Origin of the sequence: Rhodoblastus acidophilus (assembly GCF_025961575.1) — a bacterium.
Lineage (GTDB): Bacteria > Pseudomonadota > Alphaproteobacteria > Rhizobiales > Beijerinckiaceae > Rhodoblastus > Rhodoblastus acidophilus_C.
Window position 1 is genome coordinate 14,060 of record NZ_JAOQNX010000017.1, and the last position, 26,008, is coordinate 40,067.

Annotated in this window: 20 protein-coding genes; 12 read left to right on the plus strand and 8 right to left on the minus strand. The window is 64.4% G+C overall.

The window, feature by feature from the left end; all coding sequences use genetic code 11:
- The first annotated feature begins 128 nt into the window (after positions 1-128).
- The 5 genes from M2320_RS12975 to M2320_RS12995 all read left to right on the plus strand — a co-directional run bounded on the left by M2320_RS12975 (position 129) and on the right by M2320_RS12995 (position 5,842).
- Positions 129-1,352: a DUF763 domain-containing protein gene (locus M2320_RS12975; protein WP_264597642.1), complete on the plus strand. Its 1,224-nt coding sequence runs from the start codon at positions 129-131 to the stop codon at positions 1,350-1,352.
- Between the two features lie 51 nt (positions 1,353-1,403).
- Positions 1,404-2,390 (plus strand): ABC transporter substrate-binding protein, encoded by a 987-nt coding sequence (locus M2320_RS12980; protein WP_264597643.1) that lies wholly within the window; start codon positions 1,404-1,406, stop codon positions 2,388-2,390.
- Positions 2,391-2,614: 224 nt separating this feature from the next.
- Positions 2,615-3,358, plus strand: coding sequence for an ABC transporter ATP-binding protein (locus M2320_RS12985; RefSeq protein ID WP_264597644.1), 744 nt, complete (start codon positions 2,615-2,617; stop codon positions 3,356-3,358).
- On the plus strand, positions 3,355-4,116 hold the full coding sequence (locus tag M2320_RS12990; RefSeq protein ID WP_264597645.1) for an ABC transporter permease: 762 nt from the start codon (positions 3,355-3,357) through the stop codon (positions 4,114-4,116). The genes M2320_RS12985 and M2320_RS12990 overlap by 4 nt, the downstream gene beginning before the upstream one ends.
- A 517-nt stretch (positions 4,117-4,633) precedes the next feature.
- Entirely contained in the window at positions 4,634-5,842 is a 1,209-nt protein-coding gene (locus M2320_RS12995; RefSeq protein ID WP_264597646.1) for a DUF2778 domain-containing protein, read from the plus strand.
- 58 nt (positions 5,843-5,900) lie between these two features.
- Here M2320_RS12995 and M2320_RS13000 read toward each other — a convergent pair whose 3' ends face one another.
- From M2320_RS13000 to M2320_RS13015, 4 genes are all read right to left on the minus strand, one after another.
- On the minus strand, positions 5,901-6,338 hold the full coding sequence (locus M2320_RS13000) for an iron-sulfur cluster assembly scaffold protein (protein WP_264597647.1): 438 nt from the start codon (positions 6,336-6,338) through the stop codon (positions 5,901-5,903).
- Between the two features lie 849 nt (positions 6,339-7,187).
- Positions 7,188-10,286: a leucine-rich repeat domain-containing protein gene (locus tag M2320_RS13005; RefSeq protein ID WP_264597648.1), complete on the minus strand. Its 3,099-nt coding sequence runs from the start codon at positions 10,284-10,286 to the stop codon at positions 7,188-7,190.
- 352 nt (positions 10,287-10,638) lie between these two features.
- Complete coding sequence (ligA, locus tag M2320_RS13010; RefSeq protein WP_264597649.1) at positions 10,639-12,717, minus strand: NAD-dependent DNA ligase LigA; 2,079 nt, start codon at positions 12,715-12,717, stop codon at positions 10,639-10,641.
- Entirely contained in the window at positions 12,714-13,439 is a 726-nt protein-coding gene (locus M2320_RS13015; RefSeq protein WP_264597650.1) for an NUDIX hydrolase, read from the minus strand. Before M2320_RS13015 ends, ligA begins: the two co-directional genes overlap by 4 nt.
- A gap of 79 nt (positions 13,440-13,518) precedes the next feature.
- On the opposite strand from M2320_RS13015, the gene M2320_RS13020 reads away from it, so the two are divergent.
- The 5 genes from M2320_RS13020 (at position 13,519) to M2320_RS13040 (ending at position 16,690) form a co-directional block, all read left to right on the plus strand.
- Complete coding sequence (locus M2320_RS13020) at positions 13,519-15,273, plus strand: cation:proton antiporter (protein ID WP_264597651.1); 1,755 nt, start codon at positions 13,519-13,521, stop codon at positions 15,271-15,273.
- Positions 15,274-15,338: 65 nt separating this feature from the next.
- Positions 15,339-15,599, plus strand: a complete 261-nt coding sequence (locus M2320_RS13025) for an antitoxin (protein WP_264597652.1) — start codon at positions 15,339-15,341, stop codon at positions 15,597-15,599.
- Positions 15,600-15,607: 8 nt separating this feature from the next.
- Positions 15,608-16,018 carry a type II toxin-antitoxin system VapC family toxin gene (locus M2320_RS13030; protein WP_264597653.1) on the plus strand — a complete coding sequence of 137 codons (411 nt, stop codon included), beginning with the start codon at positions 15,608-15,610 and terminating at the stop codon, positions 16,016-16,018.
- A 58-nt stretch (positions 16,019-16,076) separates the two neighbouring features.
- Positions 16,077-16,337, plus strand: coding sequence for a type II toxin-antitoxin system ParD family antitoxin (locus M2320_RS13035; RefSeq protein ID WP_264597654.1), 261 nt, complete (start codon positions 16,077-16,079; stop codon positions 16,335-16,337).
- Positions 16,334-16,690 carry a type II toxin-antitoxin system RelE/ParE family toxin gene (locus M2320_RS13040; RefSeq protein ID WP_264597655.1) on the plus strand — a complete coding sequence of 119 codons (357 nt, stop codon included), beginning with the start codon at positions 16,334-16,336 and terminating at the stop codon, positions 16,688-16,690. Before M2320_RS13035 ends, M2320_RS13040 begins: the two co-directional genes overlap by 4 nt.
- On the opposite strand, the gene mfd is transcribed toward M2320_RS13040, so the two are convergent.
- Together mfd and M2320_RS13050 are read right to left on the minus strand one after the other, a co-directional pair.
- On the minus strand, positions 16,691-20,203 hold the full coding sequence (gene mfd, locus M2320_RS13045) for a transcription-repair coupling factor (RefSeq protein ID WP_264597656.1): 3,513 nt from the start codon (positions 20,201-20,203) through the stop codon (positions 16,691-16,693). It lies immediately after the preceding gene.
- A gap of 93 nt (positions 20,204-20,296) precedes the next feature.
- A complete protein-coding gene (locus M2320_RS13050; RefSeq protein WP_184425252.1) occupies positions 20,297-20,593 on the minus strand; it encodes a succinate dehydrogenase assembly factor 2 in 297 nt (98 codons plus the stop codon).
- Positions 20,594-20,848: 255 nt separating this feature from the next.
- Here M2320_RS13050 and M2320_RS13055 point away from each other — a divergent pair, with 255 nt between their 5' ends.
- Positions 20,849-21,343 carry an Hsp20/alpha crystallin family protein gene (locus M2320_RS13055; RefSeq protein ID WP_264597657.1) on the plus strand — a complete coding sequence of 165 codons (495 nt, stop codon included), beginning with the start codon at positions 20,849-20,851 and terminating at the stop codon, positions 21,341-21,343.
- Between the two features lie 60 nt (positions 21,344-21,403).
- Here M2320_RS13055 and recG read toward each other — a convergent pair whose 3' ends face one another.
- Entirely contained in the window at positions 21,404-23,497 is a 2,094-nt protein-coding gene (gene recG, locus M2320_RS13060; protein ID WP_264597658.1) for an ATP-dependent DNA helicase RecG, read from the minus strand.
- Positions 23,498-23,699: 202 nt separating this feature from the next.
- Between recG and M2320_RS13065 the strand changes: the two genes are divergently transcribed.
- Positions 23,700-24,488 carry a hypothetical protein gene (locus tag M2320_RS13065; RefSeq protein ID WP_264597659.1) on the plus strand — a complete coding sequence of 263 codons (789 nt, stop codon included), beginning with the start codon at positions 23,700-23,702 and terminating at the stop codon, positions 24,486-24,488.
- A 108-nt stretch (positions 24,489-24,596) separates the two neighbouring features.
- Here the strand turns inward: M2320_RS13065 and M2320_RS13070 are convergent, their stop codons facing one another.
- Entirely contained in the window at positions 24,597-25,850 is a 1,254-nt protein-coding gene (locus M2320_RS13070) for an SAM-dependent methyltransferase (RefSeq protein WP_264597660.1), read from the minus strand.
- Positions 25,851-26,008 lie beyond the last annotated feature (158 nt).

Sequence of the window (26,008 nt, forward strand, 5' to 3'; positions counted from 1 at the left end):
CCCGATTCCGTCCGGGGTTGCGCGGGCGCAAGCGCCGGGAAAATTCGGGGGCGCTCCCCGGCGGCGCCGAACTGTGGTTTGCTGCGGCGACAGGGTGAGGCAATGGCGGGCGAAGGACGGCAGCACTGATGGCGCGGCGCGCGGGCGGGGCCGATCTTCCCCTGCATGGTGGACGCGTTCCCGCCTGGCTCGGCCAACGCATGACCCGGCTCGGGGCGGTGATCGCGGAAACCATTGTCCATCATTACGGCCGCGACGAATTTTTAAGGCGTCTCGCTCATCCCTTCTGGTTCCAGTCCTTCGGCGCCGTCATGGGCATGGACTGGCATTCCTCGGGAATCACCACCAGCGTGATCGGCGCGCTGAAACGGGGCTTGGAGCCGCTTTCGGGCGAACTGGGGCTTCACGTCTGCGGCGGTCGGGGAAAACATTCGCGGAAAACCCCGCTCGAATTGCAGGAGATCGGCGCCCGCGTCGGTTTTGACGGCGCGGCGCTGGCCCAGGCCAGCCGCATGGTCGCCAAGGTCGACAGCGCCGCCGTGCAGGACGGTTTTGACCTCTATCTCCACGGTTTTGTCGTCGCCGACGACGGCAAATGGGTGGTGGTGCAGCAGGGCATGAACGGCGAAGCCCGCACCGCGCGCCGCTACCATTGGCTCTCCGAGGGTTTGGAGGATTTTGTCGATGCGCCCCACGCCGCCATCGACGGCCGGAACCAGGGCGAAATCGTCAATCTGACGGACCGCCGCGCTGAAAAATCGCGGGCGCGGCAACTGGACCTTTTGCGCGACCTCGGCCCCGACGGCTGCGCGCGCGAATTTGCGGCGCTGGCGCCCAGGCCTGAGCCGATCCAGATGATGTTGCCGCATTTGATCATGCCCGCGCATCACGATGTCAGGTCCGACAATGTGGTGATGCGCCGTCTGCAGGGCGCGCTGGCCGCGGCGGCGGATGCGGGTCCAAAAGATTTTTCCGAATTGCTGATGGTCCCGGGCGTCGGCGCGCGCACCGTGCTGTCGCTGGCGATGGTCGCGGAGGTGGTGCATGGCGCGCCCTGCCGCTTTTCCGATCCCGCGCGGTTTTCCCTGGCGCATGGCGGCAAGGACCGACACCCCTTTCCGGTCGCGACGAAGGTTTTTGACCAGACGATCGGCGTGCTGAAAAGCGCCGTCGCCAAAGCGAAGCTCGGCAATGACGACAGGCTCGAAGCCCTGCGCCGCCTGGACGCGCAGGCGCGTCGGCTGGAGACTGCGGGCGGCAAGACGTTTGAAGCGGTCGTCGGCGAGGAGCGCCGCCGCTCCGAGGAATTCGGCGGCAGGAGCGTGTTCGGCTGGGAAAAAGGTGAGGCTTGACCCCCGCGCGCCAATGGCTTCTGCTGCGGGGAGTTTTGACGGAGCGCGCCCTTGTTCCGAACTTCCTTCCTGGTTTGCCTGCTTCTCCTCCAATCCCTGGCGGCGCAAGCGGCTGACAAAGTGATCTTCGCCGCCAATTGGCTGGCCCAGCCCGAGCATGGCGGCTTTTATCAGGCGCTGGCCGACGGCACTTATGCGAAATACGGCCTCGACGTCACCATCCTCCCCGGCGGCCCCCAAAAAAACAACCGTCTGCTGCTCGCGGCGGGAAAAGTCGATTTCTACATGGGCGACAACATTATCGGCCAGTTTTCGGCTCTGGCGGAGGACATTCCGATCGTCACGCTGGCCGCGATCTTCCAGAAAGACCCGCTGATCTTCATGTCGCATCCGGGCGCGGGTTTCGACCGGTTCGAGGATTTGCCCAAGGCCAAGGCTTTTGTTGGCCTGGCGACGCTGACCACGGTCTGGCCGTGGATGGAGAAGAAATGGGGTTTTTCGCGGAAAAACGTCGCGCCCTATAATTTCAATTCCGCGCCTTTTATCGCCGATAAAGCCTCGATCCAGCAGGGCTATGTCACCTCCGAACCCTTCGCCATCGCGCGCGACGGCGGGTTCAAGCCGAACGTCTTCCTGCTCGCCGACCACGGCTTCGAAACCTATTCGACCACCATCGAGACGCGCCGCGACTTTTTGGAGAAGAACCCGGATGTTGCGCGGCGGTTTGTCGAAGCTTCGATCCTCGGCTGGGTCCATTATCTCCATGGCGACAATGCCGCGGCCAATGCCGCGATCAAGGCGCAGAACCCGGATATCGACGACGCGCAGATCGCCTTTTCTATCGCGCAGATGAAGGCGTTCGGCATTGTCGAATCCGGCGATGCGCTGACCAAGGGGATCGGCGCGATCGACCTGGCGCGCGTCCAGCGCCATTACGCCGAAATGGTGGAGGCGGGCGCGGCGGCAAAAGGGCTCGATGTCGCCAAGGGGCTCGACCTGCGCTTCGTCAATCACGGTCTTGGGCTGGACGGCAAGTGATGCGAGCGGTCAAATGCAGGGCCTCCCTTGCTCCCCTTGCGGGAGAAGGTGGATCGCGGCGAAGGCGCGAGACGGATGAGGGGGTTATCCACGATGGGACGTGCTGAGCGGTGGCGGGCGCCCCCTCGTCCGGCGCCAAAGCCCGTCCGGAAGGACGGGCGCCGTTTGACGCCCTATGGCGCCACCTTCTCCCGCAAGGGGAGAAGGCAGGCCCCTTCACGCCGATGAGCCCCCTTCTCTCCCTCCAAAACCTGTCCCTCACCTTTCCCGGTCGCACGGCCCCGGCTCTGGACGGCGTCGACCTCACCGTCCGGCGCGGCGAAACCCTTTGTTTGCTCGGCCCCTCCGGTTGCGGCAAGAGCACGCTGCTGCGTCTGGTCGCCGGGCTCGAAACCCCGAGCGGCGGCGTCATCGACTGGTCCGACAAAAGGCCTGAGATCGGCTTCGTCTTCCAGGAGCCCAACCTTATGCCCTGGGCCGATGTCGCCGCCAATGTCGCCTTGCCCTTGCGACTGGCCGGCGTGAGCCGGTGCGAAGCGGCGTCGCGCGTCGAGGCGGCGCTGGAGCGGGTCGGGCTGAAAGGGCTGGCGAAAGTTTTGCCGCGCGAATTGTCCGGGGGCATGAAGATGCGCGTTTCTCTGGCGCGCGCGCTGGTGGACGGGCCGGACCTGCTGCTGCTTGACGAGCCCTTCGCCGCGCTGGACGAAATCACCCGCTGGGAGCTGAACGACGCGCTGCAAAACCTGCGCGCCGGCGTCACCATCCTGTTCGTCACCCATTCGGTCTATGAGGCCGCCTATCTCGCCGACCGCGTCTGCATCCTGCGCGCCAACCCGGGCCGCGTCCACGCCCTGGTCGCGCTGGAGGAGGCGCGGGCGAAAGGGGCGGCGCTGCGCGCCAGCCCGGCCTATGCGCAAACCTGCGTGCGCCTCAGCGAAGGCCTGCGGCAGGCGATGGAGGCCGCATGATCGCGCGCCTGATCCCCGTTATCGCGCTCGCGGCCCTGATCGGCTTCTGGGAGGCCCTGGTCGTCCTGTACAAAATTCCGCCGGCGCAACTGCCGGCGCCGAGCCTGATCGTCTCGACCCTGCTCGCCAACGCGCCGCAGCTGCTCAGCGCCGCCGCGACCACGCTTGCCGAAGCCTTGCAGGCGTTGGCGTTGGCGACGGCGGGCGGCGTGGCGCTGGCGCTGCTGTTCGCCTGGTCGCCGCTGTTGGAGCGCGCCTTCCTGCCCGTCGCCGTGGTCTTGCAGGTCACGCCGCTGATCGCGGTCGCGCCGCTGCTGCTGATCTACCTGGAGCCCCATGCGGCGGTGCTGGCCTGCGCCGCGCTGGTCGCCTTCTTTCCCATTCTGTCCAATGCCAGCGCCGGCCTGAGCGGCGCCGACCGGGGTCTGGTCGAACTGTTCCGCCTCAAGGGCGCGTCGCGGACCAAAATCCTGTTCGGGCTGCGGCTGCCCTCGGCGCTGCCGTCGATTTTCGTCGGATTGCGAATCGGCGCCGGTCTGTCGCTGGTCGGCGTGGTGGCGGCGGAACTGGCCGCGGGAGCGGCGGGGCAGGGGGAGGGATTGGCCTTCCGCATCGTCGAGGCGGGCTACCGGCTCAAAATTCCGGTGATGTACGCCGCCGTATTTTTGCTTTGTCTTTGTGGCCTCGCGCTCTATGGCGCATTCGCCGGACTCGACCGGATTCTCTTGCGTCGCTGGCGCGATCGGCCTGAAATTTAAGACCGAAACGGGGCCGTGTGGCTTACCTGAAACTGGTGTGGCTTCCGTGTAACTGTCAAATAAATTTCTCGTGATCCTCATTTTCGCCTTTTTTCAGGTCTTTTTTGACTGGGGCTGGGGCGTTGACCAATGGCGTCGGCGCCGCCGGTCCTGATGGAAGAGAGTTCGCTGTAGGCGGCGCGGCGATGCGCCTCTGAGCGGCAATCCTTGTGTTCTGTTGGCTAATGGACCCGAAAAGCGGCGCTTTTCGGGACGGGAGAAATTTGCGCTCGACCGCGACCCGCCGGTCACTGAAAGCGCAAGGGGGACGTCCGGCGGGCGGAGCAGGCAAACGACATGCAAGACAACCGCGACACATTTAATCGAATTTTAGGCATGTTTTGCTCAAATGGGCAAACGGGCGCCGACCGGACCGCAATGTCGGACGGCTCTCGCCCCCGCGCCGCGCACCAGCCGAATCATCGCGCGGCGGGCGTAGACCCGGCGTCACGTTATGTCAGTTTGTGAGAGTAGGCGGATGACCGACTGGAGTTTCGAAGCCACCGCGCTGGACGCCATGGAAAAAGCCAGCCTGCCGCGCAAAATCTTCACCCGGACCGTCCCGGTCCTGGCCGCCATGTCGTTTTCGGCGCTGGTCGCCCTGCGCGTCGCCGGCGGCCTGGCCAACCAGGCGATCGCCCCTGAGCCGCCGCACGGCGCAACCGCCGCCAAACCCGCGCCAGCCGCAGACGCGCCCATGCAGGCCGCCGTCGTCCCGCAACCGACCCCGCGCCTCGCCGCCGCGGAGATTCGCCCGGCGGTCAGCCCCTTCGGCGAATTGTTCGACCCCGATTACGCCAGCGGCGGCAATATCGTCGCCGACGGGCGCCCCTTCGCCTTGGACCGGTCGCTGTTCCAGTCCGACCCGATGTATACCCCCGAGCCCGAGGCGCAACAGCAACAGCAGGTCGCCGAGGCCGAGGCTCAGCCCGCCCCCGCGCCGGCCGCGCCGCTGACCGAACCGCAAAAGGGCGCCGCCGATCTCGGCCTGCGCCTCGCCGAGGAGGAGACGGTGGTCCCGCAGCCTCCCTCCCGCCCGAGCGATCTCGCCCCCGCGCGCGTCGCCAAGGTCGAGGACAAGGCGACCCCGGCCCCCGCCGTCACGGAACCCCGCATGTCCCCGCGCGTCGCCGCCCGCCGCCTGCGCGCGCAGCCGCAGATGCAAGCGGAAACCGACACCCGCAGCTTCTTCGACAAACTGTTCGGCAGCAGCGACAAGCCCAGGGAAAAGGGCCCGCAGCTCGCCTATGCCTCGCCCGATGGCGGCAGCGCGCTGAAAATGTCGAGCGGCCTGTTTTCCGCCGCCCGTCCCACCGAAGGCGTGGCCGTCTACAACATTTCGGCGCACACCGTCACCCTGCCGAGCGGCAAGCAACTCGAAGCCCATTCCGGCCTCGGCCCCTATTTCGACAATCCCAATGGCGTGCATCTGCGCATGAAGGGGTCGACCCCGCCGGCGACCTATCGACTGTCCCTGCGTGAAACCCTGTTCCACGGCGTCCAGGCGATCCGCCTCACCCCCCTCGACAGCAGCGTCCACGGCCGCAACGGCCTGCTGGCCCACACCTTCATGCTTGGCCCGCGCGGCGATTCCAACGGCTGCGTCTCCTTCCGCAACTATCGCGATTTTCTCGAAGCCTATCGCAACGGCGAAATCCGCCACCTGAAAGTGGTGAGCGGCGGCTGATTTTTCCAGAGCCCCAAAATCCCAGCCCTCGTCCGCAGCGGACGGGGGCTTTTTTTCGTCAGCTCTCCGCGCCGACCTCGATCTGATCCAGCGCCTTCACCACCGCGTCGAAAATCAGCAGGATCGAGGCGTGCCGCGCCTTGTAGTCGCGCGCGCCCTCCAAAACCCCGGCGTCGGCGAACTTGCCCTGCGGCGGCGGCCCGTTCTCCTTCAGCATTTTGCGCATGGTCTCGCGCAACGCGCGTAATTCCTCCGGCGTCGAGCCGATGACGTGCCGGCCCATGGCGGCGCAGGAAGCCTGCCCCAGCGCGCAGGCCTTCACGTCCTGGGCGAACTCGGCCACCTTTCCGTCCACCAGCGACAGATCGGCGGTGACGCTCGATCCGCACAGCCGCGAATGCGCGCTGGCCGAAGCCTGCGGCGCGGGCAGGCGGCCGAGATGCGGAATGTTCGCCGCAAGCGCCAAAATTTTGGTGGAATAGACGTCGTCGATCATGACGACTTCACATAGGAAGCGGCCGGCGGCGTGTCCAGCGCATTCAGGAGCGCGCGAATGTCAAAGCGGTTCTCGACGGGTTTCCACGAGGTCTCCACCGTCATTGCGAGCGCAGCGAAGCAATCCACGCCTCCGCGTGACGAATGCGACGCGAGGGGGGAATTTTGAGGCCTGGATGGCGCCAACGTGCGAAACCGACTTTTTCGCGAAAAGTGAAAACGGCAAAACCCGCGAAAACCGTCAATGAGGCGAAAATTTGTTCACGTTTTGTTTCACGTGAAACGATTCGGTCGAGGTCGAACGCCCCTCACAACCATCTGTAAAGAAAAGAGAAACAGCCGCCCATTCCGCCGACAGGGATCAGGACGAACACTGATCACCCCCGTCATCGCCGCCACAACCCAGAACGAGTGCTCCTAAAAATCGCATGTTTTTCGTCAAAAAACGCGTGTTTTTTGCACAAACGCGCGTGTTTTGCACGATTTTGCGCGGTTACGTTTCAACCAGGAATAGAATTTTTCGAAAAATGCGCTCTCAGGGGCGGTCGAGGCGGCGCCAAAAAAAGCTCACCGCGACGCGTCTGGGCGAGCATAGAGATGTGAGGCGAGCCAGATCAAAGCTGCTGACTGGTCTGCAATCGGCGGAAAGCGGAAGTTTGCAAGCGCTGCCCGCGAAGTCGCCTTGGTGCCGCAACGCGGACATTGGTTGAAACTTGCAGCTAAGGTGTTCGGCCTTTATGCGCGGAAATCGAAAAAGATCGCGCCAATTCCTCTGTTTCTTCGTCTTTGAATTCGACCCATCTCTATTTGTCGCGAATGCCGGTCAACTCACCCACAGTTTCGTCGCGCATCATGGCGAAACTGTCGGATCGTCAAACCCCCATCTGAGAAACTCGTCAAAATTCTTTACCTGCACCCGGCTGGCGAAAGCCTCCAGAATGTCGCCGATCTGGGTCGCGAACTCGCCCATGCGGCGATAAGCTTCGTAGTCATTCTTGCTGAGCAAGTCCGGGCCGCTCGTCTTGAGTTCCTCGCCAAGCTCTTGAGATTCCGCCCGCCAATATTTCGCGTGAGCGAGCCGGTCTTTCAATGACCATATTTTTGCATCGTCCAGCACAAACAGCCTCACCCGCCGCCGAAACTCCTCGTCGTCGCGCCGGCTCTGCCGCCAAACCTCGAACAGCTCAAACATGCAAAACGGCGAGCGCAAATATTTATGGCTCAAAAACACAAACACCCGCTCCCCCGCGCCGATTTCGCGCATGAAATCCGAAATGCTGTCCGCGCGCGTCAGCACATTTTTATCCCGCCGCACCTCCCACTTCCGCTTGTCCGCCGCCTCGCACAGGGCATCCACCTTCTCCTCGCGCCTCCGGTCGCTCTCGTCGGCCCAGGCATAGGAGACATAGGCGCGCGGCGGCGCTTTGGGGTCGCGGCCAAAGCGGGTTTCCTCCGGTGCCGTCTCGCGCGCTGGTTCGGCCGGCGCCAATACCTCGCCCTTCAGTCCGAAACGCTCTTGCATCCGCTCCAACTCCTTGCAAACGCTCGCCAGCAAAGCATCCGCCTGTCCGCCGCGCGTAGAAATGCGGATTTCGCCACTCCAGTCCGCGCCCCGGTTCTGCTCGATCAAAACCCGCGCGCCCGTTCCCGTCTCGAAGGCGCTGACGCCGTCGCGCCAATAGGTCCCGTTCGCCCGCGCCTCGCGCCCGATTTTTGCGATCACCGCGCGGATCAGCCCGTCGTGCAGGAACGGAAATTTGTAAGTCCGCGCGCGAATCTCCTGGCCGGTCTCCCAGTCTCGTCGGATCGCCGCCTCCACCGCCGCGCGCTCCGGCAGCAGTTCCGGCGCCACCAATTCCAGCTCGCCGTCGTCCTCCCAAATCTCGAAACACACGCCGCAGGCGCGCATCATGTCGAGGAACAGCGAGCGATCGCCGTCGCTCCGGTCGGACCAAGCCGAAACGGCGAGTTCGCTCGGCCTGAACCGTCCGTTCTGCCGCAGGATGCGCGCATGCGTCCCCTTTGCGCGGTCGAACACGGCATAGATCGCCTCCAGCGCCCAGCTCTGGTCCAGCACGATGCGGTCCGTCAGATCGGGCCGATGGAACACCACGCCGGTGCGGTGCAGATAGGAGAGCAGATGCGTGGGCTCGCTCTTCACGCCGAGCCGCCGGCACAGCCGCGCAAAAATTTTTGTTGTCAGCACTCGATGCCGACGCCGCGCCACCGGCCGCAAGGCGTCGGCGTCTTCCGCCCCCTCCAGCGCCCGCTTCACCCGCGCCCACGCCTCTGGAATTTTTGGCGCGCCCTCCTGCTCCAGCGCGTACTCCGCCGCCTCGCTCAGCGCGTCGCTCAAGGCGGCGACCCCGCGTGGTTTTGCGGCGGAAAAATTGACGCGGTTGAAATAGCCGAACTCCTGCTTCAACGCCTCCTCGTCCACCGGCCATTTCGCTTCATCTCTCGGCGCGTCGCAGCGCGTCTGCACGGCGACCACGGCATTGTCCGTTCCGCTGGCGTGTCGGACATAGTCGAGCCAATAGGGCAGGGGACGGTTGCCGAACCGCGCGTCCTTCGGGTCCGCCGCCGCCGTCTCTAATTTTTCGGCCCACACCAGCGCGAAAATCGCGTGATCCCTGAGGAACAGCGCATGCGTGCCGTGAAAAATATCCTGGCCACCGAAATCCCAGATATGCAGCGGCAACGGCGCGCCGCCCCTGCGTTTCAGTTCGTGGCGCGCGACCACGACGCCATGGGTCGAGTCGGAATCCGGCTGGTAGGGCTTGTCCATCAGCACATTGCAAAGCTGCGTCTTGCCCACCCGGCCGTTGCCGAGCACCATCAGCTTGACATCCTCCAATACCGCGTCGCAGGGACCGGACTCAGCGAAATAGGCGCGAAGCGCCGGCAGGCAGTTTTCGTCATCGTTTGCCGATAGAATCGCCGTGGGGATATCGGGCGCGCGCGACCTCCACAGTTTGAGGTTTTCCAGGGACGGCGCTTCGCACGCAATTCGCCTCAGCTCCGCAAGGCGGCAGCCGTTGGCTTCCAGTTGGGAAAGCTCCGCCAGGCCGGTCAGCGGCGCGAGATCGGCCACTTGCGTATCCGAGCAATTTAGCGTCTGCAGGGTTTTCAGGCGCGCCAGCGGCGCGAGATCGGCCACTTGCGTATCCGAGCAATTTAGCGTCTGCAGGGTTTTCAGGCGCGCCAGCGGCGCGAGGTCGGCCACTTGCGTATCCGAGCAATTTAGCGTCTGCAGGGTTTTCAGGCGCGCCAGCGGCGCGAGGTTGGCCACTTGCGTATACGAACAATTGAGCGTCTGCAGGGCTTTCAGGCGCGCCAGCGGCGCGAGGTCGGCCACTTGCGTATACGAGCAATCGAGCGACTTCAGGGCATTCATGCGCGCCAACGGCGCGAGGTCGGCCACTTGCCCAGACGAGCAATCGAGCGTCTGCAGGGCTTTCAGGCGCGCCAGCGGCGCGAGATCTGCAACATGCGTGCCCCAGCATTTGAGGTACTGCAGGGCGATCAAGCCTGCCAGCGGCGTTAGGTCGGCGACCTTCGTGTCCCAGCATCTTAGCGACTGCAGGGTGGTCAGTCCCGTCAACGGCGCGAGGTTTGCGACTTGCGTAGACGAGCAGTCAAGTGACCGCAGGGCGGTCAGTCCCGCCAGCGGCGCGAGGTCGACCACTTGAGTTGACCAGCAGTCGAGCGACTGCAGAGTGGTCAGCCGCGAAAGCGGCGCAAGGTCTGATATATTACTCTCGTGGTAATCGTCGTTCTCACCGACTATTGCGCCGATATCCAGCTCCCGCAAATGCGTGAGCCCCCCAATTTCCGCCGGAATCTCCGTGAGCCCAAGCCCGGCGAGATCAAGCGTCCCGGTGCGCGCCTCCGCTTCGCGCGCGATCCGTTCGCGCGCGATCTCCCGGCCATCGACACCATCCCTCATAGCGCAATTCCATTGCTGAAAACGCGCCAACCTATACCATTCACGGGCGCGCAGGGAACACCTGCACGGCAGCCGATGACCGGCCAATGCCGCCCAATGCGCCAAGACGTCAGGGCGACATCCTTTCTCAACATTCCGAACGTCGGAAACGGGCAAAAGAAGGGACCGTCGCCAGCCCGATCGGTAACAGCTGCTTTGAGCCGCTTCCTAATATTCCCCAAGCGCGCGACCCCTCCACATGCAGGGGATAACTTAGCCGGATAAGCGAGCAGCCATCGTCCGGCGCTTGGGGACACGCCGAATTCAACGAGTCTTGAGGCCCCGCTTAAGCATGTGAGCGACCGCGCGCCCCTCAACCCTCATCCACCCCCGCCAGCCGCAACCACCCGTCCTCATCAATCGTCTCGACCCCCAGCTCCCGCGCCTTGGCGAGTTTTGATCCGGCATCGGCGCCGGCGACCAGCAGGTCGGTCTTTTTCGAAATCGACCCCGACACTTTTGCGCCCAACCGCTCGGCCAAAGCCTTGGCCTCGTCCCGCGTCATTTTTTGCAGCGATCCCGTGAACACAACGGTTTTGCCCGCGACCGGCGAATCGCTCTTCACCGCCTCCATGGGGAACGGGGTGACCTGCGCCAGCAGCGCATCCAGCGCCGCTTCATTGTGCGGTTCGATGAAAAAGTCGGCCACGGCCTCCGCCACCACATCGCCAATCCCGTCAATGGCGTTGAGATGGTCGCGCTCGGGCGTTCCCGGCGCCGCTTTTCGCGCGACCTCGCGGAAAGCCTCGAAATTTTCGAAGGCGCGGGCGAAGCGGATGGCGTTGGTCTCGCCGACATGGCGGATGCCCAGCCCAAAGATGAACCGGTTGAGAACGATGCTTTTCCGCGCCGCGATGGCGGCAAAAAGCTTTCGCGTCGAGACCTTTCCAAATCCCTCGAAATTCTCGATCTTGGTCAGGCTCGCTCTGTCGCGCTCTTCAAGCGTGAAAATATCGGCGGCGGTCCGGATCAGCCCCTTTTCAAAGAAGAAGGCGATTTGTTTGTCGCCGAGCCCCTCAATGTCAAAAGCGTTGCGCGAACAGAAATGCCGCAGTTTTTCGATCGCCTGCGCGGGGCAGGCGAGACTGCCGGTGCAGCGGCGCACCGCATCGGCCTCTCCCGTCTTCGGATCGATCTCGCGCAGCGCCGCCGAGCCGCAGGCGGGGCAGGTCTGGGGAAAGACATAGGGGGGCGCCCCCTCTTGATGCGACACGACGGAAACAATCTGCGGGATCACATCGCCAGCCCGTTGCACGACAACCGTGTCGCCGACGCGAATATCCTTGCGCGCGATTTCATCCTCGTTGTGCAAAGTGGCGTTGGAGACCACCACGCCGCCGACGGTCACCGGCTTCAGCTTGGCGACGGGGGTGAGCGCGCCGGTGCGCCCCACCTGAATATCGATCGCCAACAGTTCGGTGGTCGCCTGTTCCGCCGGAAATTTATGCGCCACGGCCCAGCGCGGCGCGCGCGCCACAAACCCTAGACGCCCCTGCAAGGCGAGCTCGTTGACCTTGTAGACGACCCCGTCAATGTCATAGTCGAGCGTCGCGCGTTGCGCCTCGATGGCGCGGAAATGCGCCAGCATGGCCTCCGGCGTCTCGCAAAGACTGGTCAGCGGATTCGTCGGAAATCCCAGCCCGGCAAAGCAGGCGATCATGCCGGCCTGGGTGTCGGCGGGCATGGCGGAAACCTCGCCCCAGGCATAGGCGAAAAATCTTAAGGGCCGCCGCGCGGTGATCGACGGATCGAGCTGACGCAGCGATCCGGCGGCGGCGTTGCGCGGATTGGCGAAAATCTTTTCGCCCGCCTCGGCCTGCCGCGCGTTGAGGGCGGCAAAATCCGCCTTGCTCATAAAGATTTCGCCGCGCACCTCGAGCACATCAGGCGCATCCAAAAGCTTTTGCGGGATCGCCGCGATCGTGCGCACATTGGCGGTGACATCCTCGCCCACGGAGCCGTCGCCGCGCGTGGCGGCGCTGACCAGATGGCCGCGCTCATAGCGCAGCGAGCAGGAGAGGCCGTCGATCTTCGGCTCTGCCGTAAAGGCGATGTCGGCGCTGCTCCCCAAAAACCGTTTCACCCGCGCCACGAATTCAAAAATGTCCTCGTCGGCGAAAATATTGCCGAGCGAGAGCATGGGAATGGCGTGGGTAATCTTGGCGAATTTTTCCGCCGGCGCCGCGCCGACTTTTTTCGTCAGCGAACCGGCGCCGCCAAGCTCGGGAAATTCGGCCTCCAGCGCCTCATAGCGCCGCCGCAGGGCGTCATAATCCGCGTCCGAAATTTTCGGCGCGTCCTCCTGATAATAGGCGCGGTCATGCTCGGTGAGCGCCGCGCCAAGCCGTTCGTGCTCGGCGCGGGCGGCGGCGAGATCAGCTTTGCGGCTCATGCGCCAGACCCCGCCGTGGCGAAGGCGTCGCGCAAATAGGTCAGGATGAACCCGGGCATGGCGCCAGGATTGAGATCGCCCGCGTCACGCACCGCCACCAGCCGCGTCAGCTCGGGGTCGGGATCGCGCGCCAGAAAATCCGCCACCCGCGCCAAAGCCTCGTCGGCGGTCAGGGCCAGCCGGCGCTGCTGGATGCAGGCGATTTGCTGCTTTTCGACCACCACGCGAAAATCCCCGCCCGGCGCCTCATCGGCGGCAAACCCGGTCTCCTCTTGCATTTCGCGGGCGACGCTGCGGACGAGGTCGACGCGGTCGCCGACAATGTCGCTGCGATCCGGCGTGCCCGCGGGAAAGTAGATTTTTCCGGAATTCATGGTGTGCGCGCCCATCTCGCCCAACAGCCAGGCCCCGTCGGACGAACGCAGCGCCGCCATGGAAAAACAGTTGAACACGCTGTCGTCGGGACAGCCAAAATCGCGCCAGGCCATGAAGTTGCGGAAGGGGGTGAGGAAAAACCGCCCGCGCAACACCTTTCCCTCAAGCGTGTCGACAACGGCGGGGTCGCGCAGCAATAGCACCTGCCCGTCGAACATTTTGGGTTTTTCGGCGAGCCGCGCCCGCCAATGGGCGCTGATCCGCGCCGCCTCCGCCTCCGCCCAGGGCCAGGGCGCCGGCGCAAAACCTGTGTCCAGCCCCGCTGCTTCAAAAATTCCGTTTCGCATGTTCATCCTGGCGTAAGGATTGCTGGACGTTGGCGCCCGCCCCGAATCTTATATCCTGATCCCCCGGAGGAAAAAGCCTTTGCCCGCACATTTGGATCTCGCCCCCTATCAAGCGCCGCTGTTGTTCCTGGTCGCGGCGGGCGTGGTCGTGCCGCTGTTCAAGAAATTGCGGCTGTCGCCGGTGCTCGGCTTTCTTCTCGCCGGCATGCTGATCGGCCCCCACGGCCTCGGCCGCATCAACGAGGTTTTGGGCGTCGGCATTCCCTTTCTTGCAAAAAGCGACCAGATCGCCACGCTGGCCGAATTCGGCGTGGTCTTCCTCATGTTCAACATGGGTCTGGAGCTGTCGCTGGAGCGTTTGATCCTGCTGCGCCGCTACGTGTTCGGGCTCGGCGCGGCGCAGGCGGCGGCCTGCGGCCTGGCGCTGATGATCTGCGCCCACCTGTTCGGCCAGGACTGGGCGGCCTCGGCCACGCTCGGCATTGCGCTGGCCCTGTCGTCCACCGCCATTGTCGTCCCGGTTCTGGCGGAGAAAAAGCGGCTCAACAGTTTTTCCGGCCGCGCCATCTTCTCCGTGCTGCTGTTCCAGGACCTGCTGGTCGCGCCGCTGCTGCTGGTGATGTCGATGTCGGCCGAAAGCGGCCACGACCTGCTCCTGACCCTCGGCTACGCCTTCGCCGCCCTCGGCCTGATCGCCGGCGTCGGCCGCGTCGTGCTGCGGCCGTTCTTCCAATTGGTGGCGGCGGCGCGCTCGAACGACCTGTTCATCGCCGCCTGCCTGCTGGTGGTGATCGCGACCGCCGTGGCGGCGGCCTCGGCCGGCCTGTCCATGGCGCTCGGCGCCTTCATCGCCGGCCTGCTGCTGGCGGAAACCGAATATCGCCGCGCCGTGGAGCTGACCATCGCGCCGTTCCAGGGCCTGCTGCTCGGCCTGTTCTTCGTTTCGGTCGGCGCGGACCTCGATCCGCTGCGCGTCATCGCGCATCCCGTGACGACGCTGGGTCTGGCGCTCGGCCTGACCGCGCTCAAGGCGCCGATCGTCGCGGGCCTGGCGCGCGCCTTCGGCGCCAAGGGGCAAAAGGCCAGGGAAATCGGGCTGCTGCTGGCGCCCGGCGGCGAATTCGCCTTCCTGATCCTCGCAGCGGCGGTTCTGGCGGGCATCGTCTCCAAGCAATTGGCGGATGACGCGATGATCGCCGTCACCCTGTCGATGACCTTCATTCCGCTGATCGCCAATTTCGCCTCGCGCAAGCCGAAAGCCGGGGTGGTCGAAATCGCCGCCCCCGAGCTGGCGGCGGCGGAGCGCGTGCTGATCATCGGCTATGGCCGCGTCGGCCAGATCGTCGCCGAACTGATGCGCGCGCACCAGCTCGACTACATCTGCATCGACGCCGACCCCGGCGTGGCGGCGGCGGCCCGCGAAAAGGGCGAGCCGGTCTATTGGGGCGAGGCGACCCGTCCGGATTTTCTGGCCAATTGCGGTTTGGCCACGGCCAAGGCGGTGGTGATCACCATGCACACGCCCAGCGCCGTGGACGAAGTGGTGCGGATCGCCCGCGCCGCCCGCCCGGACCTCACCATTGTCGCGCGCGCCCGCGACGCCCTCCACGCCCGCCATCTCTACGCGCTCGGCGCGACCGACGCGGTGCCGGAGACGACGGAAGCCAGCCTGCAATTGTCGGAAGCGGCGCTGGTGGACATTGGCGTGCCCATGGGCCTGGTGATCGCCTCGATCCACGAGCAGCGCGATCTTTATCGAAAGGCGCTGATCGCCGAAGGCGATGTCGCTGCAACGGCGCCCCGGCCATTCTCGGCGCGACGGAAAAAGCGGTGACCCTTGCGGGGCGCCTTGCAAGTTGATATATATCACGCGATATACATCAAGCCTCCGAGGCTGCAATGAGCGACACCGCGACCGCAAAAATTTTCATGCATGGCCGCAGCCAGGCGGTGCGGCTGCCAAAGGAGTTCCGCCTTACCGGAACGGAAGTGCGGGTGAGTCGGATTGGCGACAAGGTGATTCTGGAGCCGATCGCCGAAACCTCTTTTGATCCAGACAAATTCTGGACGTCGTTGGATGCCTTGCGCGAGGGCGACTTCCCCCAAATCCGCGACGATGATCTGCGGCCAGAACGCGACACCGACATTGCGTTCGACTGAGGTCGGCCGTGCTCAGTCTGGACACCAATGTCATCATTGGCTTGCTGAACGGCCGGCCACCGATCCTCCGCCGACGTTTTGCAGCGGAGCGGCTAGCGCGCTCGCGTCTGACCCTGTCGTCCATCGCGCTGTTCGAACTGCGGTTCGGCGCCGCCAACAGCGCGCGCCCCGAGGCAAACATGCGGGCGCTGGACGCCTTGCTGTCCGAAGGTTTTGATCTTCTCGACTTCGATGCGGACGACGCGGCCGAGGCGGGCAAGCTTCGCGCGCATTTCAAGCGCGCGGGAACGCCGATCGGCCCCTACGATCTTCTCATCGCCGCACAGGCGCGCCGGCGCGGCGCCACGCTGGTGACGGCGAATGTCGGAGAATTTTCACGCACCCCCGGCCTGCTCGTCGTCGATTGGTCCGGCGACTGAAAGGGATGAATTGACAATTCTTGCCAATATCGGATGATCCTGCCCAGGGAGCCTCGACATGCCGACCATGAACGTCAACCTGACCCCGGAAATGGCGCAATTTGTCAGCGAGGAAATCGCGTCCGGCGACTATGCCTCCGCCAGCGAACTGGTGCGCGACGCGCTGCGCTTGCTCAAGCGCGACCGAGACATGGAAAAGGAAAAGCTCGAAATTCTCCGCCGCGAGATCAATCTGGGCATGGAACAGGCGCGGCGCGGCGAATTTTCAGACAGGTCGATAGAGGATATCGTCGCCGACGTGCTCAGAGATGATGCTTGAGGCTCCGCCTCTCGGCGCTCGCGGACGCTGACATCGTCCAAATCCTGCAGCAGACGCGACGATTGTTCGGTCCGCTCCAGGTCCGCGCCTATGCCGACCTCATCAAGGCGGGTTTGCAGATGATCGCTGCCGATCCGGCGCGCGCGTCCATTCAGGATCGCAGCGAAATTTTTCCGGGGCTGCGATCCTTCCATCTCGAACTTGCCGGAAGAAAGCGTGGGAGCGCCGCGCACCTGCTGTATTTCGGCGTCGTCAATGAAGAAGAGGTCGTCGTTTACCGCGTCTTGCATGAAGCCATGGCGCCGAAACGGCGTCTGGCGGTGGCGCTGAGGTCTGAGAGAAGCGACAATTGATCAAACCTTCTCCGCGATCTTCACCAATTCCCGCAAAATCTTCCGCGCCTCCTTCAGCCGGCTCTCGGCCTTCGCGTAATCCCCGCCGGTGAACACCACTTTCATGTCGGGCCGCACCTTGGCGTCCGGTCCCTGCTTGGAAATATAGCGCACCAGACCGGTCGGATTGGCGAAGGAATTGTGGCGGAAGCCGATAATAATCCCCTTCGGCCCAGCCTCCACCTTGTCCACATGCGCATGGCGGCAAAGCGCTTTCACGCCCACCAATTGCATCAACTGCTTGACCTCATCAGGCATAGGCCCGAACCGGTCGATCATCTCGGCCGCAAAAGCCTCGATCTCCGCCTCGTCGTCGAGCGTCGCCAACCGCCGATAAAGATTGAGCCGCAGATCCAAATCCTCGACATAATGCTCGGGGATGGTGACCGGCGTGCCCAAAGTGATCAGCGGCGACCACGCCTCTTCCTCCTCCTTGCCGCCGCCCGCCTTGAGCGCGGCAATGGTCTCGTTCAGCATCTGCTGGTAAAGCTCGTAGCCGACCTCCCGGATATGACCGGATTGTTCGTCGCCCAACAAATTGCCGGCGCCGCGCAGGTCGAGGTCGTGGCTGGCGAGCTGAAAACCGGCGCCGAGCGTGTCCAGCGAGCACAAAACTTCCAGACGTTTTTCGGCTTGCGGCGTAATGGTGCGGTTCACCGGCGTGGTGAACAGCGCATAGGCTCGGGTTTTCGAACGCCCGACGCGCCCGCGCAATTGATAAAGCTGCGCCAAGCCAAACATATCGGCGCGCCACACGATCAAAGTGTTGGCGGTCGGAATATCCAGCCCGGATTCGACAATATTGGTCGACAGCAAAATATCGTATTTGCCGTCATAAAAGGCGCCGACGCGGTCTTCCAATTCGGTCGCCGAAAGCTGGCCATGGGCGATGGTGAATTTCGCCTCAGGCACGTTCTGCCGCAGCCAGGCCGAGGCCTCATCCAAATCCTCAAGACGCGGGCAAACAAAGAAGCTCTGGCCGCCACGGAATCTTTCGCGCAACAGCGCCTCGCGCACGATGAGATCATCAAAGGGGGTCACAAACGTGCGCACGGCGAGGCGGTCCACCGGCGGCGTGGCGATGATCGACAATTCGCGCACCCCGGTCAGCGCCAGTTGCAGCGTGCGCGGAATCGGCGTCGCGGACAGCGTCAAAACGTGCACCTCCGCCCGCAACTGCTTTAAACGCTCCTTGTGCCCGACGCCAAAATGCTGCTCCTCGTCGATCACCACGAGGCCGAGGTTTTTGAACGACACGGTCTTGCCCAGCACCGCATGGGTGCCGACGACAATATCGACGGAGCCCTCGGCAATGCCTTTTTTCGCCTCGCGCTGGTCGGCGGCGGACACCATGCGCGACATTTGTGCGACCCGCACCGGCAGGCCGGCGAAGCGCTGCGAAAAATTCTTGTAGTGCTGGCGAGCGAGCAAAGTGGTCGGCACGACCACGGCCACCTGCACGCCGTTCAAAGCAGCGGCGAAGGCGGCGCGCAGGGCGACTTCGGTCTTGCCAAACCCGACGTCGCCGCAGATGAGCCGGTCCATCGGCCGGCCCGACGCCATATCGTCGAGCGTCGCCTCGATGGCGGAGAGCTGGTCGTCGGTCTCGTCATAGGGAAAGCGCGCGCAGAATTCGGCATACAGGCCTTCGGCGGGCGGGAGTTTGGGCGCCTCGTGCAGCATGCGCGCCGCCGCGATTTTGATCAGCCCCTGCGCCATCTGGCGGATGCGCAGTTTCAGCCGCGCTTTGCGCTCACGCCAGGCCGTGTGCCCCAATTTGTCGAGCGAAACCTCGGCGTCTTCAGAACCGAAGCGCGACAACAGCTCGATGTTTTCGACGGGGACAAAAAGCTTGTCGCCGCCATGGTAGTGGATTTCGAGACAATCGTGGGGCGCGCCCGCGGCTGAAATGTTCTTCAGGCCGATGAAGCGGCCGATGCCGTGATCGACGTGGACGACGACATCGCCCGCGCCCAAGGCCGAGACTTCGGCGAGAAAATTTTCGGCGCGTTTTTTGCGGCGGCGCTGCGGGGCGATGCGGTCGCCCAAAATATCCTGCTCGCCGATCACCGCGAGATCGCCGGCGACAAAACCGGCTTCGACGCCGATCACCGCCAGCGCCGCCTTGGCGTCGCGCAACCCCTGCGCTTGCGACAGCGACGACACGGTTTCGAGTTTTTTCAATCCATGTTCGGCGAGCACCGAACCGAGACGCTCGCGCGAGCCATCGGTCCAACCGGCGACGATGACTTTTTTGCCCTCGCCCTGAAGCGCGCGAATGTGGTCGATGGCCGCTTCAAACACATTGACGTTTTCGTCGGCCCGCTCGGGCGCGAAATTACGTCCGGGAACGCCGCCGCAGTCGATCACTTTCGGGCCGCCATCCGGAACGGCGAAGGGGGAAAAATGCCCCGTCGGCGCCCGGTCCAAAAACGTCTTGAACTCGTCCGGCGTGAGATAAAGTTCGTCGGGCGGCAGCGGCTTGTAATTGGCGGTCGCCGGATTTTGCGCAAAGGCGTCGCGGCGCGCGGCATAATAATCGGCGATCTGCTCGAAACGCTCATGCGTCGCGGCGTCCGCCTGATGGTCGAACAGGATGGGGGCGTCGTCGACATAGTCGAACAATGTGTCCATCTTGCCGTAGAGCAGCGGCAGCCAATGCTCGAGTCCGCCGGGCCGGCGCCCCTCGCTCACCGCGTCATAAAGCGCATCGCCGCGGGTTTGCGCGCCGAAATGGGCGATATAGCTCTGCCGGAACCGCTTGATTGTTTCCGTGGTGATCGGCGCCTCATTGACCGGCACGAGGTCGAGCGCGCGCAATTGCGCGGTGGTGCGCTGGGATTCCGGATCGAAGGCGCGGATGGTTTCGAGCACGTCGCCGAAAAAGTCGAGCCGCACCGGGCCGGGCAGGCTGGGCGGGAAAAGATCGACAATGCCGCCGCGCAAAGCATATTCGCCGGATTCGCGCACGGTGGAGGCGCGAACAAATCCATTGGCTTCGAGCCAGCCGCAGAGCTCATGGAGATCGACCGCGGCGCCGGGCGCGGCGGAAAAACTTTTGGCGGCGAGGTCGCGCCGGGGCGGCACCCGCTGCGCCAGAGCGGGGGCGCTGGTCAGCAGCAGCCGCGGTTTTTCCAGCGAGGAGCGCGTGCGCGCAAGCCGCGCCAGCGCCGTCATGCGCTGCGCGGCGACGGCGGAGGTCGGCGACACCCGGTCGTAAGGCTGGCAGTCCCAGGCCGGAAACTCCAAAATTTCCGCTTCCGGCGCGGCGAAGGCAAAAGCTTCGGCGAAAGCGCGCTGGCGCTGCGGATCGCGGGCGACATGGACGAGGGCGACCGAACGCCCCTCGCCGGATTTGGCGAGTGCGCGCAAAAGGTCGGCGGCGACAAAGGCGTCAAACCCCTCTGGCGCGCGCGAAAGGATCAGCGAGCGGCCTTGCAAAAATTCATCGCGGGCGCGGAGGAGATCGGTCATGTCGGGGAAGCCGTTTGAAGTTAAAAAAGCTCCTCTCCCCCGTCCTTGCGAGCGGAGCGAAGCAATCCAGGAATCTTGCCGACGCGCAAAGCCTCACACGTTGATCGGCCCGTTATGGGTATGAAACGCCTTGATCGTCTCGAAGATCGGCCTGGAATAGGCGGGATCGACAGGTTTGGACCCGGCGAACCAGGAAAAAATATCCACGTCCTGCGCGTCCATGAAATGTTCGAGCTGGTCGAGTTCGTCTTCGCTCAAGCTGTCGATGCGGGCGTCGGCGAATTGGCCGAGCAGCAAATCGACCTCGCGCATGCCGCGATGCCAGCAGCGGAACAGGATTCTGCGCCGGCGCGGGTCCAGCCCCTCGCTCGATCTGGTCGTGCCCGACATTTTCCCTCCGGAATCAACACAAAAAGCGCCGGAGCGGATTCCGCCGGCGCAAAACCTCTTATAGGCGCGCAGGCCGGGCTTGTCAGCCGCGCCGGCGGCCAAATATGACAATGACCGGGATCAATGCGCCCAGCACAAAAGTTGATAGGATGTCAACTGTGGCGAGAGGCTCTCGCCTGAGACCGGCGAGACCTCCGCCGACGCGCCGCGCGACCCCCCTGTTCAGGGGGCCTGCGCGGCGGACAGGAGGATGTCATGAAAACCATGCTCCCGGATTTGTGGACCCGCGACTTCATGGCCGATCCCTTCCGCGCTCTTGAAAGGGATTTTTTCGGACGCGAACGTCCAAACATGTTCGACACGCCCAAGGCCATGAATATGGCGCCGATGCCGGCGATGAACATCGCCGAGACAGACAAGACCATTGAGGCGACGCTGGAAATCCCCGGCGTCGAGGAAAAGGACATCAAGGTGCGCGTCGAGGGCGACCGCCTCATCGTCTCCGGCGAAAAAACCATCGAAACCAGGAAGGATGAGAAGGACTGGCATGTGATGGAGCGTCGCTTCGGCGCGTTCAACCGCTCGATCATACTGCCGTTCGAACCGGCCGCCGACGCCATCGCCGCCCATTATGACAAGGGCGTGCTGCATCTGACCGTGCAGAAGCCCGCGGCGAAGGAGATGGCCGCCAAGACCATCCCGGTGATGACTGGCGCGCCCAAGGCGCAAGACCCGCCCGTCTCGCATTGAGGCGCCAGCCGGGCGCGGCGAAAGCCGCGCCCTTTTATTTGTCGCCGTCCCCTCTCGCCTTCACCCCGCCCGCAAAAGCTTGAGCGCCGTCTCGCGCTCGAACAGATAGAGCAGCAGCCGCAGTTTTTCTCCGCGCTCGCCCTGCAGGTCGGGGTCGCACGCCAAAATCTTTTCCGCGTCATCGCGGGCGGCGCGCAACAAATCGGCGTGGATATCCAGCCGCGCGATCTTGAACCCGGGCGCCCCAGACTGGCGCAATCCCAAAATCTCACCCTCGCCGCGCAGGCGCAAATCCTCCTCGGCGATGCGAAAACCGTCCTCGGTCTGGCGAAGAATCTCCAGCCGCGCCTTGGCGGTTTCGCCGAGCGGCCCGGAATAAAGCAGGATGCACGACGATTTCTTGTCGCCGCGCCCGACGCGCCCGCGCAATTGATGCAATTGCGCCAACCCGAAGCGTTCCGCGTGCTCGATCACCATGATCGTCGCCTCCGGCACATTCACCCCGACCTCGATGACCGTGGTCGCCACCAAAATTTGTGTCTCGCCGCAGGCGAAAGCCTCCATGGCGGCGTCCTTGTCGCGCCCCTTCATCTGCCCATGGACAAGCCCGACCTTGTCCCCAAAAAATTTCCTCAAATCCTCGGCGCGGTCCTGCGCGGCGGCGAGATCGCTCTCCTCGCTCTCCGCCACCAGCGGGCAAACCCAATAGGCGCGCGCCCCCTCCTTTAGCGCGCGCCCAAGGCCCGCAACCACCTCATCGATGCGCTCGGCGCTGATGGTCCGCGTCGTGATCGGCTGCCGCCCCGGCGGCTTTTCGCGCAAGGCGGAAAAATCCATATCTCCAAAATAGGCCAGCGCCAGGCTGCGCGGGATCGGCGTCGCGGTCATGGCCAGCACGTCGACGCCCGCCCCCTTTTCACCCAAAGCCAGACGCTGCTGCACGCCAAAGCGATGCTGTTCGTCGATCACGGCGAGGCCGAGGTCGCGATAGACAAAATCGTCCTGCACCAGCGCGTGGGTGCCGACCACAATATTCATTGCGCCCGACCCCAGCGCGAAAAGAGTGGCGCGCCGCTCGCTCGCCTTGTCCCGCCCCGTCGCCAGCGCCACGCTCAGACCGGCGGCCTCCGCCAGCGGTTTTATGGTCTCGAAATGCTGGCGCGCCAAAATCTCGGTGGGCGCCATCAGCGCCGCCTGGCGCCCCGCCTCGATCGCCTGCGCCATGGCCAGCAGCGCGACCACGGTTTTCCCGGAGCCGACATCGCCTTGCAGCAGCCGCAACATGCGTTTTTCCGACGCCAGATCGGCGGAAATCTCTTCCAGAGCCTTGCTCTGGTCGCCGGTGAGGGCGAAGGGCAGGGCGGCCAAAATTTTCGCGCGCAAAGCCCCGTCGCCCCGCTGCGGGCGCCCGGAAAGCACCTGCATCTTGCTGCGCACCAGCCGCAGCGCCAGTTGATGCGACAGCAATTCGTCATAGGCGAGCCGCGCGAAAAACCTGCTCTCCGGCTTCAGATCGGCCGGCGCCTGCGGCCCATGCACGCGCGCCAGCGCCTCGCCAAACCGCGCCCAACCGTTGGAGCGGACAAAACCCGCATCCAGCCATTCCGGCAGGTCCGGCAGCCGCGCCAGCGCCCCCGCCGCCGCCTTGGCCATGACGCGTGGAAAAAGCCCCTCGGTGAGCCCATAGACCGGCTCGACCGGCGGCAGGCTTTTCAGCCCCTCCTCGTCGATGATGCGGTCTGGATGGACCATCTGCTTGTAAAAATCGAAAATCTCGACCAGGCCCGACACCCAGCGCGTCGCGCCGACCGGCAGCGCCTTTTCCACCCAGCCGGCATTGGCGCGGAAGAAGATCAGGGTGAGGTCGCCGGTCCCATCCTCGGCGAGCACCCGATACGGCCCTTTTCCGCGGGGCGGCCGATGCTCGCTCACCCGCACCTTTATGGTCGAAACCGCCCCCAAAGGCGCCTGCGCAATGGTCGGCCGGTTGCGGCGATCCACCCCGTCATGGGGCAGATGCATCAGCACATCGAGCACCCGCGCCGGATGCTCCGCGCTCCCCAGCAGGCGGTCGAGCAATTGCGCGTTTTTCGGCCCGATTCCCGGCAGAGACGAGGGGCTGGCGAACAGGGGATCGAGAAGCGAGGGCCGCATGCCCCTATCTAGCGGCGCAAAAGCAGGCGAACAAGCGCGCCGACGTTCACCCAATCTTAACCCCATGCTGAACCAGGCCGGCGCGACTCACCAAGGATTCACCAATGCAACCTTAGATTGTTTCCGCACGTAACGTTTGGGGGCGGATTTGTTCGAATTGACCCGAAGACGAGCGCAGGCTCCCGTCTCTTTTCTGACGGGGATGCGCAGCATTCTCGGCCGCGCGTCGCCGGCCGAGCCGATCGCGCCGCCGCCGCCGAAACCCGAACTGACCTCCGAAGAGTGCGAAAGGTTTCGCGCGCTCGGCTTCTTCTGCGGCGCGCTGACAAGGGACGACAGCCTCTACGCCGAGGCCAGCGCCGGCGCGGCGGCCTTCGCACATTTCGCCGGTCTGGCGCAAAAGCGCGACGAGCTGCGCGCCGAGCTGCGCGACATTTTCGCCAAGGCCTGCCTCGACGGCGCCCATATCAGGCACGTGCGCGACCTCGACGCCTTCATCAACGCCTCGCTGCTCGCCGACCATGAGCTGGCGCTGGAGCTGACCCACGCGCTGCGCATCGTGCTGGCGCGCGAGCTGCGCGACGGCCGGTTCGAATTCGAAATGGGCACCGACCGCAGCATCGCCATCTTCCGGCATTTGCTGTCGCTGGTGCGCCGCGCGCCCGATGTGTTCGCCACGCTCGCCTCGCCCGAAGGCGCGAGTTTTTGCCAGCGCGCCATCGAACATCGCCTGCTCGACGAGCGCCTCGACCATGCCGATCACAAGGCGCCGCATCGCCCTGTGACGGTGAGCCCGAGCTCCGCCGAGATCGCGCGCAAGATCGGCCTGCACGCGCCCTATACGCTGGAGGCGGTCCATGCGGCGCGCCGTGATTTCGCCGCGCGCCACCATCCGGATCGCGCGCCCGCGCACAAGCGCCAGCAGGCGACGGAGGCTTTGGCGGTGGTGAATGCGGCCCTGGACGAAATCGCCGCGAAACTCGCGGTTTAGAAGTCTTTTGAACCAATGTATTGGCCCTCACCCTGAGGAGCCCGCGTCAGCGGGCGTCTCGAAGGGCGAGGGCGGTCCACGGGTCTTTCACCAGCCGCCCGCCAGCGATCACTCCGCGGCCAGCGGCGCGCGCCCGGCCTCGATGCGCTTCAGCCGCGCCTCGGCCTGGGCGATATAGGCGCGCGTGATCGGCACGACATCGTTGCGGCGGGTGATCTGCACCTGAAACACCACGGCGTCGAGCTGGCGAAACGCGGCCTCGCAGACAGCAAGATAAAAGTCCCACATGCGGCAAAACCGCTCGTCGTAAAGCGCGCGCGCCTCGTCGCGCCGCGCCAGAAAACGCCGGCGCCATTCGCGCAGCGTGTCGGCGTAATGATGCCGCAAAACCTCGACATCGGCGACCCGCAGTCTGGCTCTTTCCACCGCGGCGGAAATTTCGGACAGCGCGGGAAGATAGCCGCCGGGAAAGATATATTTCACGATCCACGGATTGGTGACGCCCGGCGTCGAGGTGTGGCCGATGGTGTGCAACAGCATCACCCCGTCCTCGGCGAGCAGCCGCGCGCATGTGCGGAAGAACGCATCATAATGCCGGGGGCCGACATGTTCGAACATGCCGACCGAAACGATGCGGTCATAGACGCCGTCGACATCGCGATAGTCGCGCAGATCGAAGCGCACATGCTTGAGGCCGCGTTTTTTTGCGCGCTGGCGCGCCACCTCGATCTGCGTTTGCGACAGCGTGACGCCTTCGACCGCTCCGGCCTCGCCGATCCCCGCGAGATAGAGCGCCAGCCCGCCGAAACCGCAGCCGATGTCGAGCACGCGCAGGCCCGGCGCCAGCAACAATTTCGCGGCGATATGCCGACGCTTGGCGCGCTGCGCCTCCTCCAGACTTAAACCCGGCGTTTCGAAATAGGCGCAGGAATAGTGCCGGTCCTCGTCGAGGAACAGGTCGTAGAATCGCGCGCTCAAATCATAGTGGCGCGCCACATTGCGGCGCGCTCGCCAAACGCCATTCGCCCCATTGACGCGGTGTCGGATGCGGCGCAGCAAATCGAAAGCCCTGCGCGCGGCGCCGCGCCGCATTGCAACGCCATGCTGGAAGACCAGCGCGAACACGGTCGGCAAATCGCCTTCGACGATGGTCAGACGCCCCTCCACATAGAGCTCGCCGAATTTGAGATCGGGGTCGCGCAAAAGCTCCGCCACGGCGGCGTCGTCGGTGAGCCGAACCGCCGCATGCGGCCCGGCTCCGTCGCCGATCGAAACTTTTCCTGAGGGCAACAAAAGGTCGAGCGCGCCACGCGTCACCAGCCGCTCGAAGAAAGCGCACAACAAGCGCTCCGTCCATTTCATGCGCGTCTCCAGTCCGCCGAGTCAACGGAATGAAGCCGAATTTTGTTTCGCCGCGGCAATTTTCGCCGTCGCGCGCGTCACACCGGAACCGCGTCCCGCGGCGCACGTTTCTCCTGCGCCGCCACGCAAGCCGTCGGCGCAATGTTGTCTCGTAACTC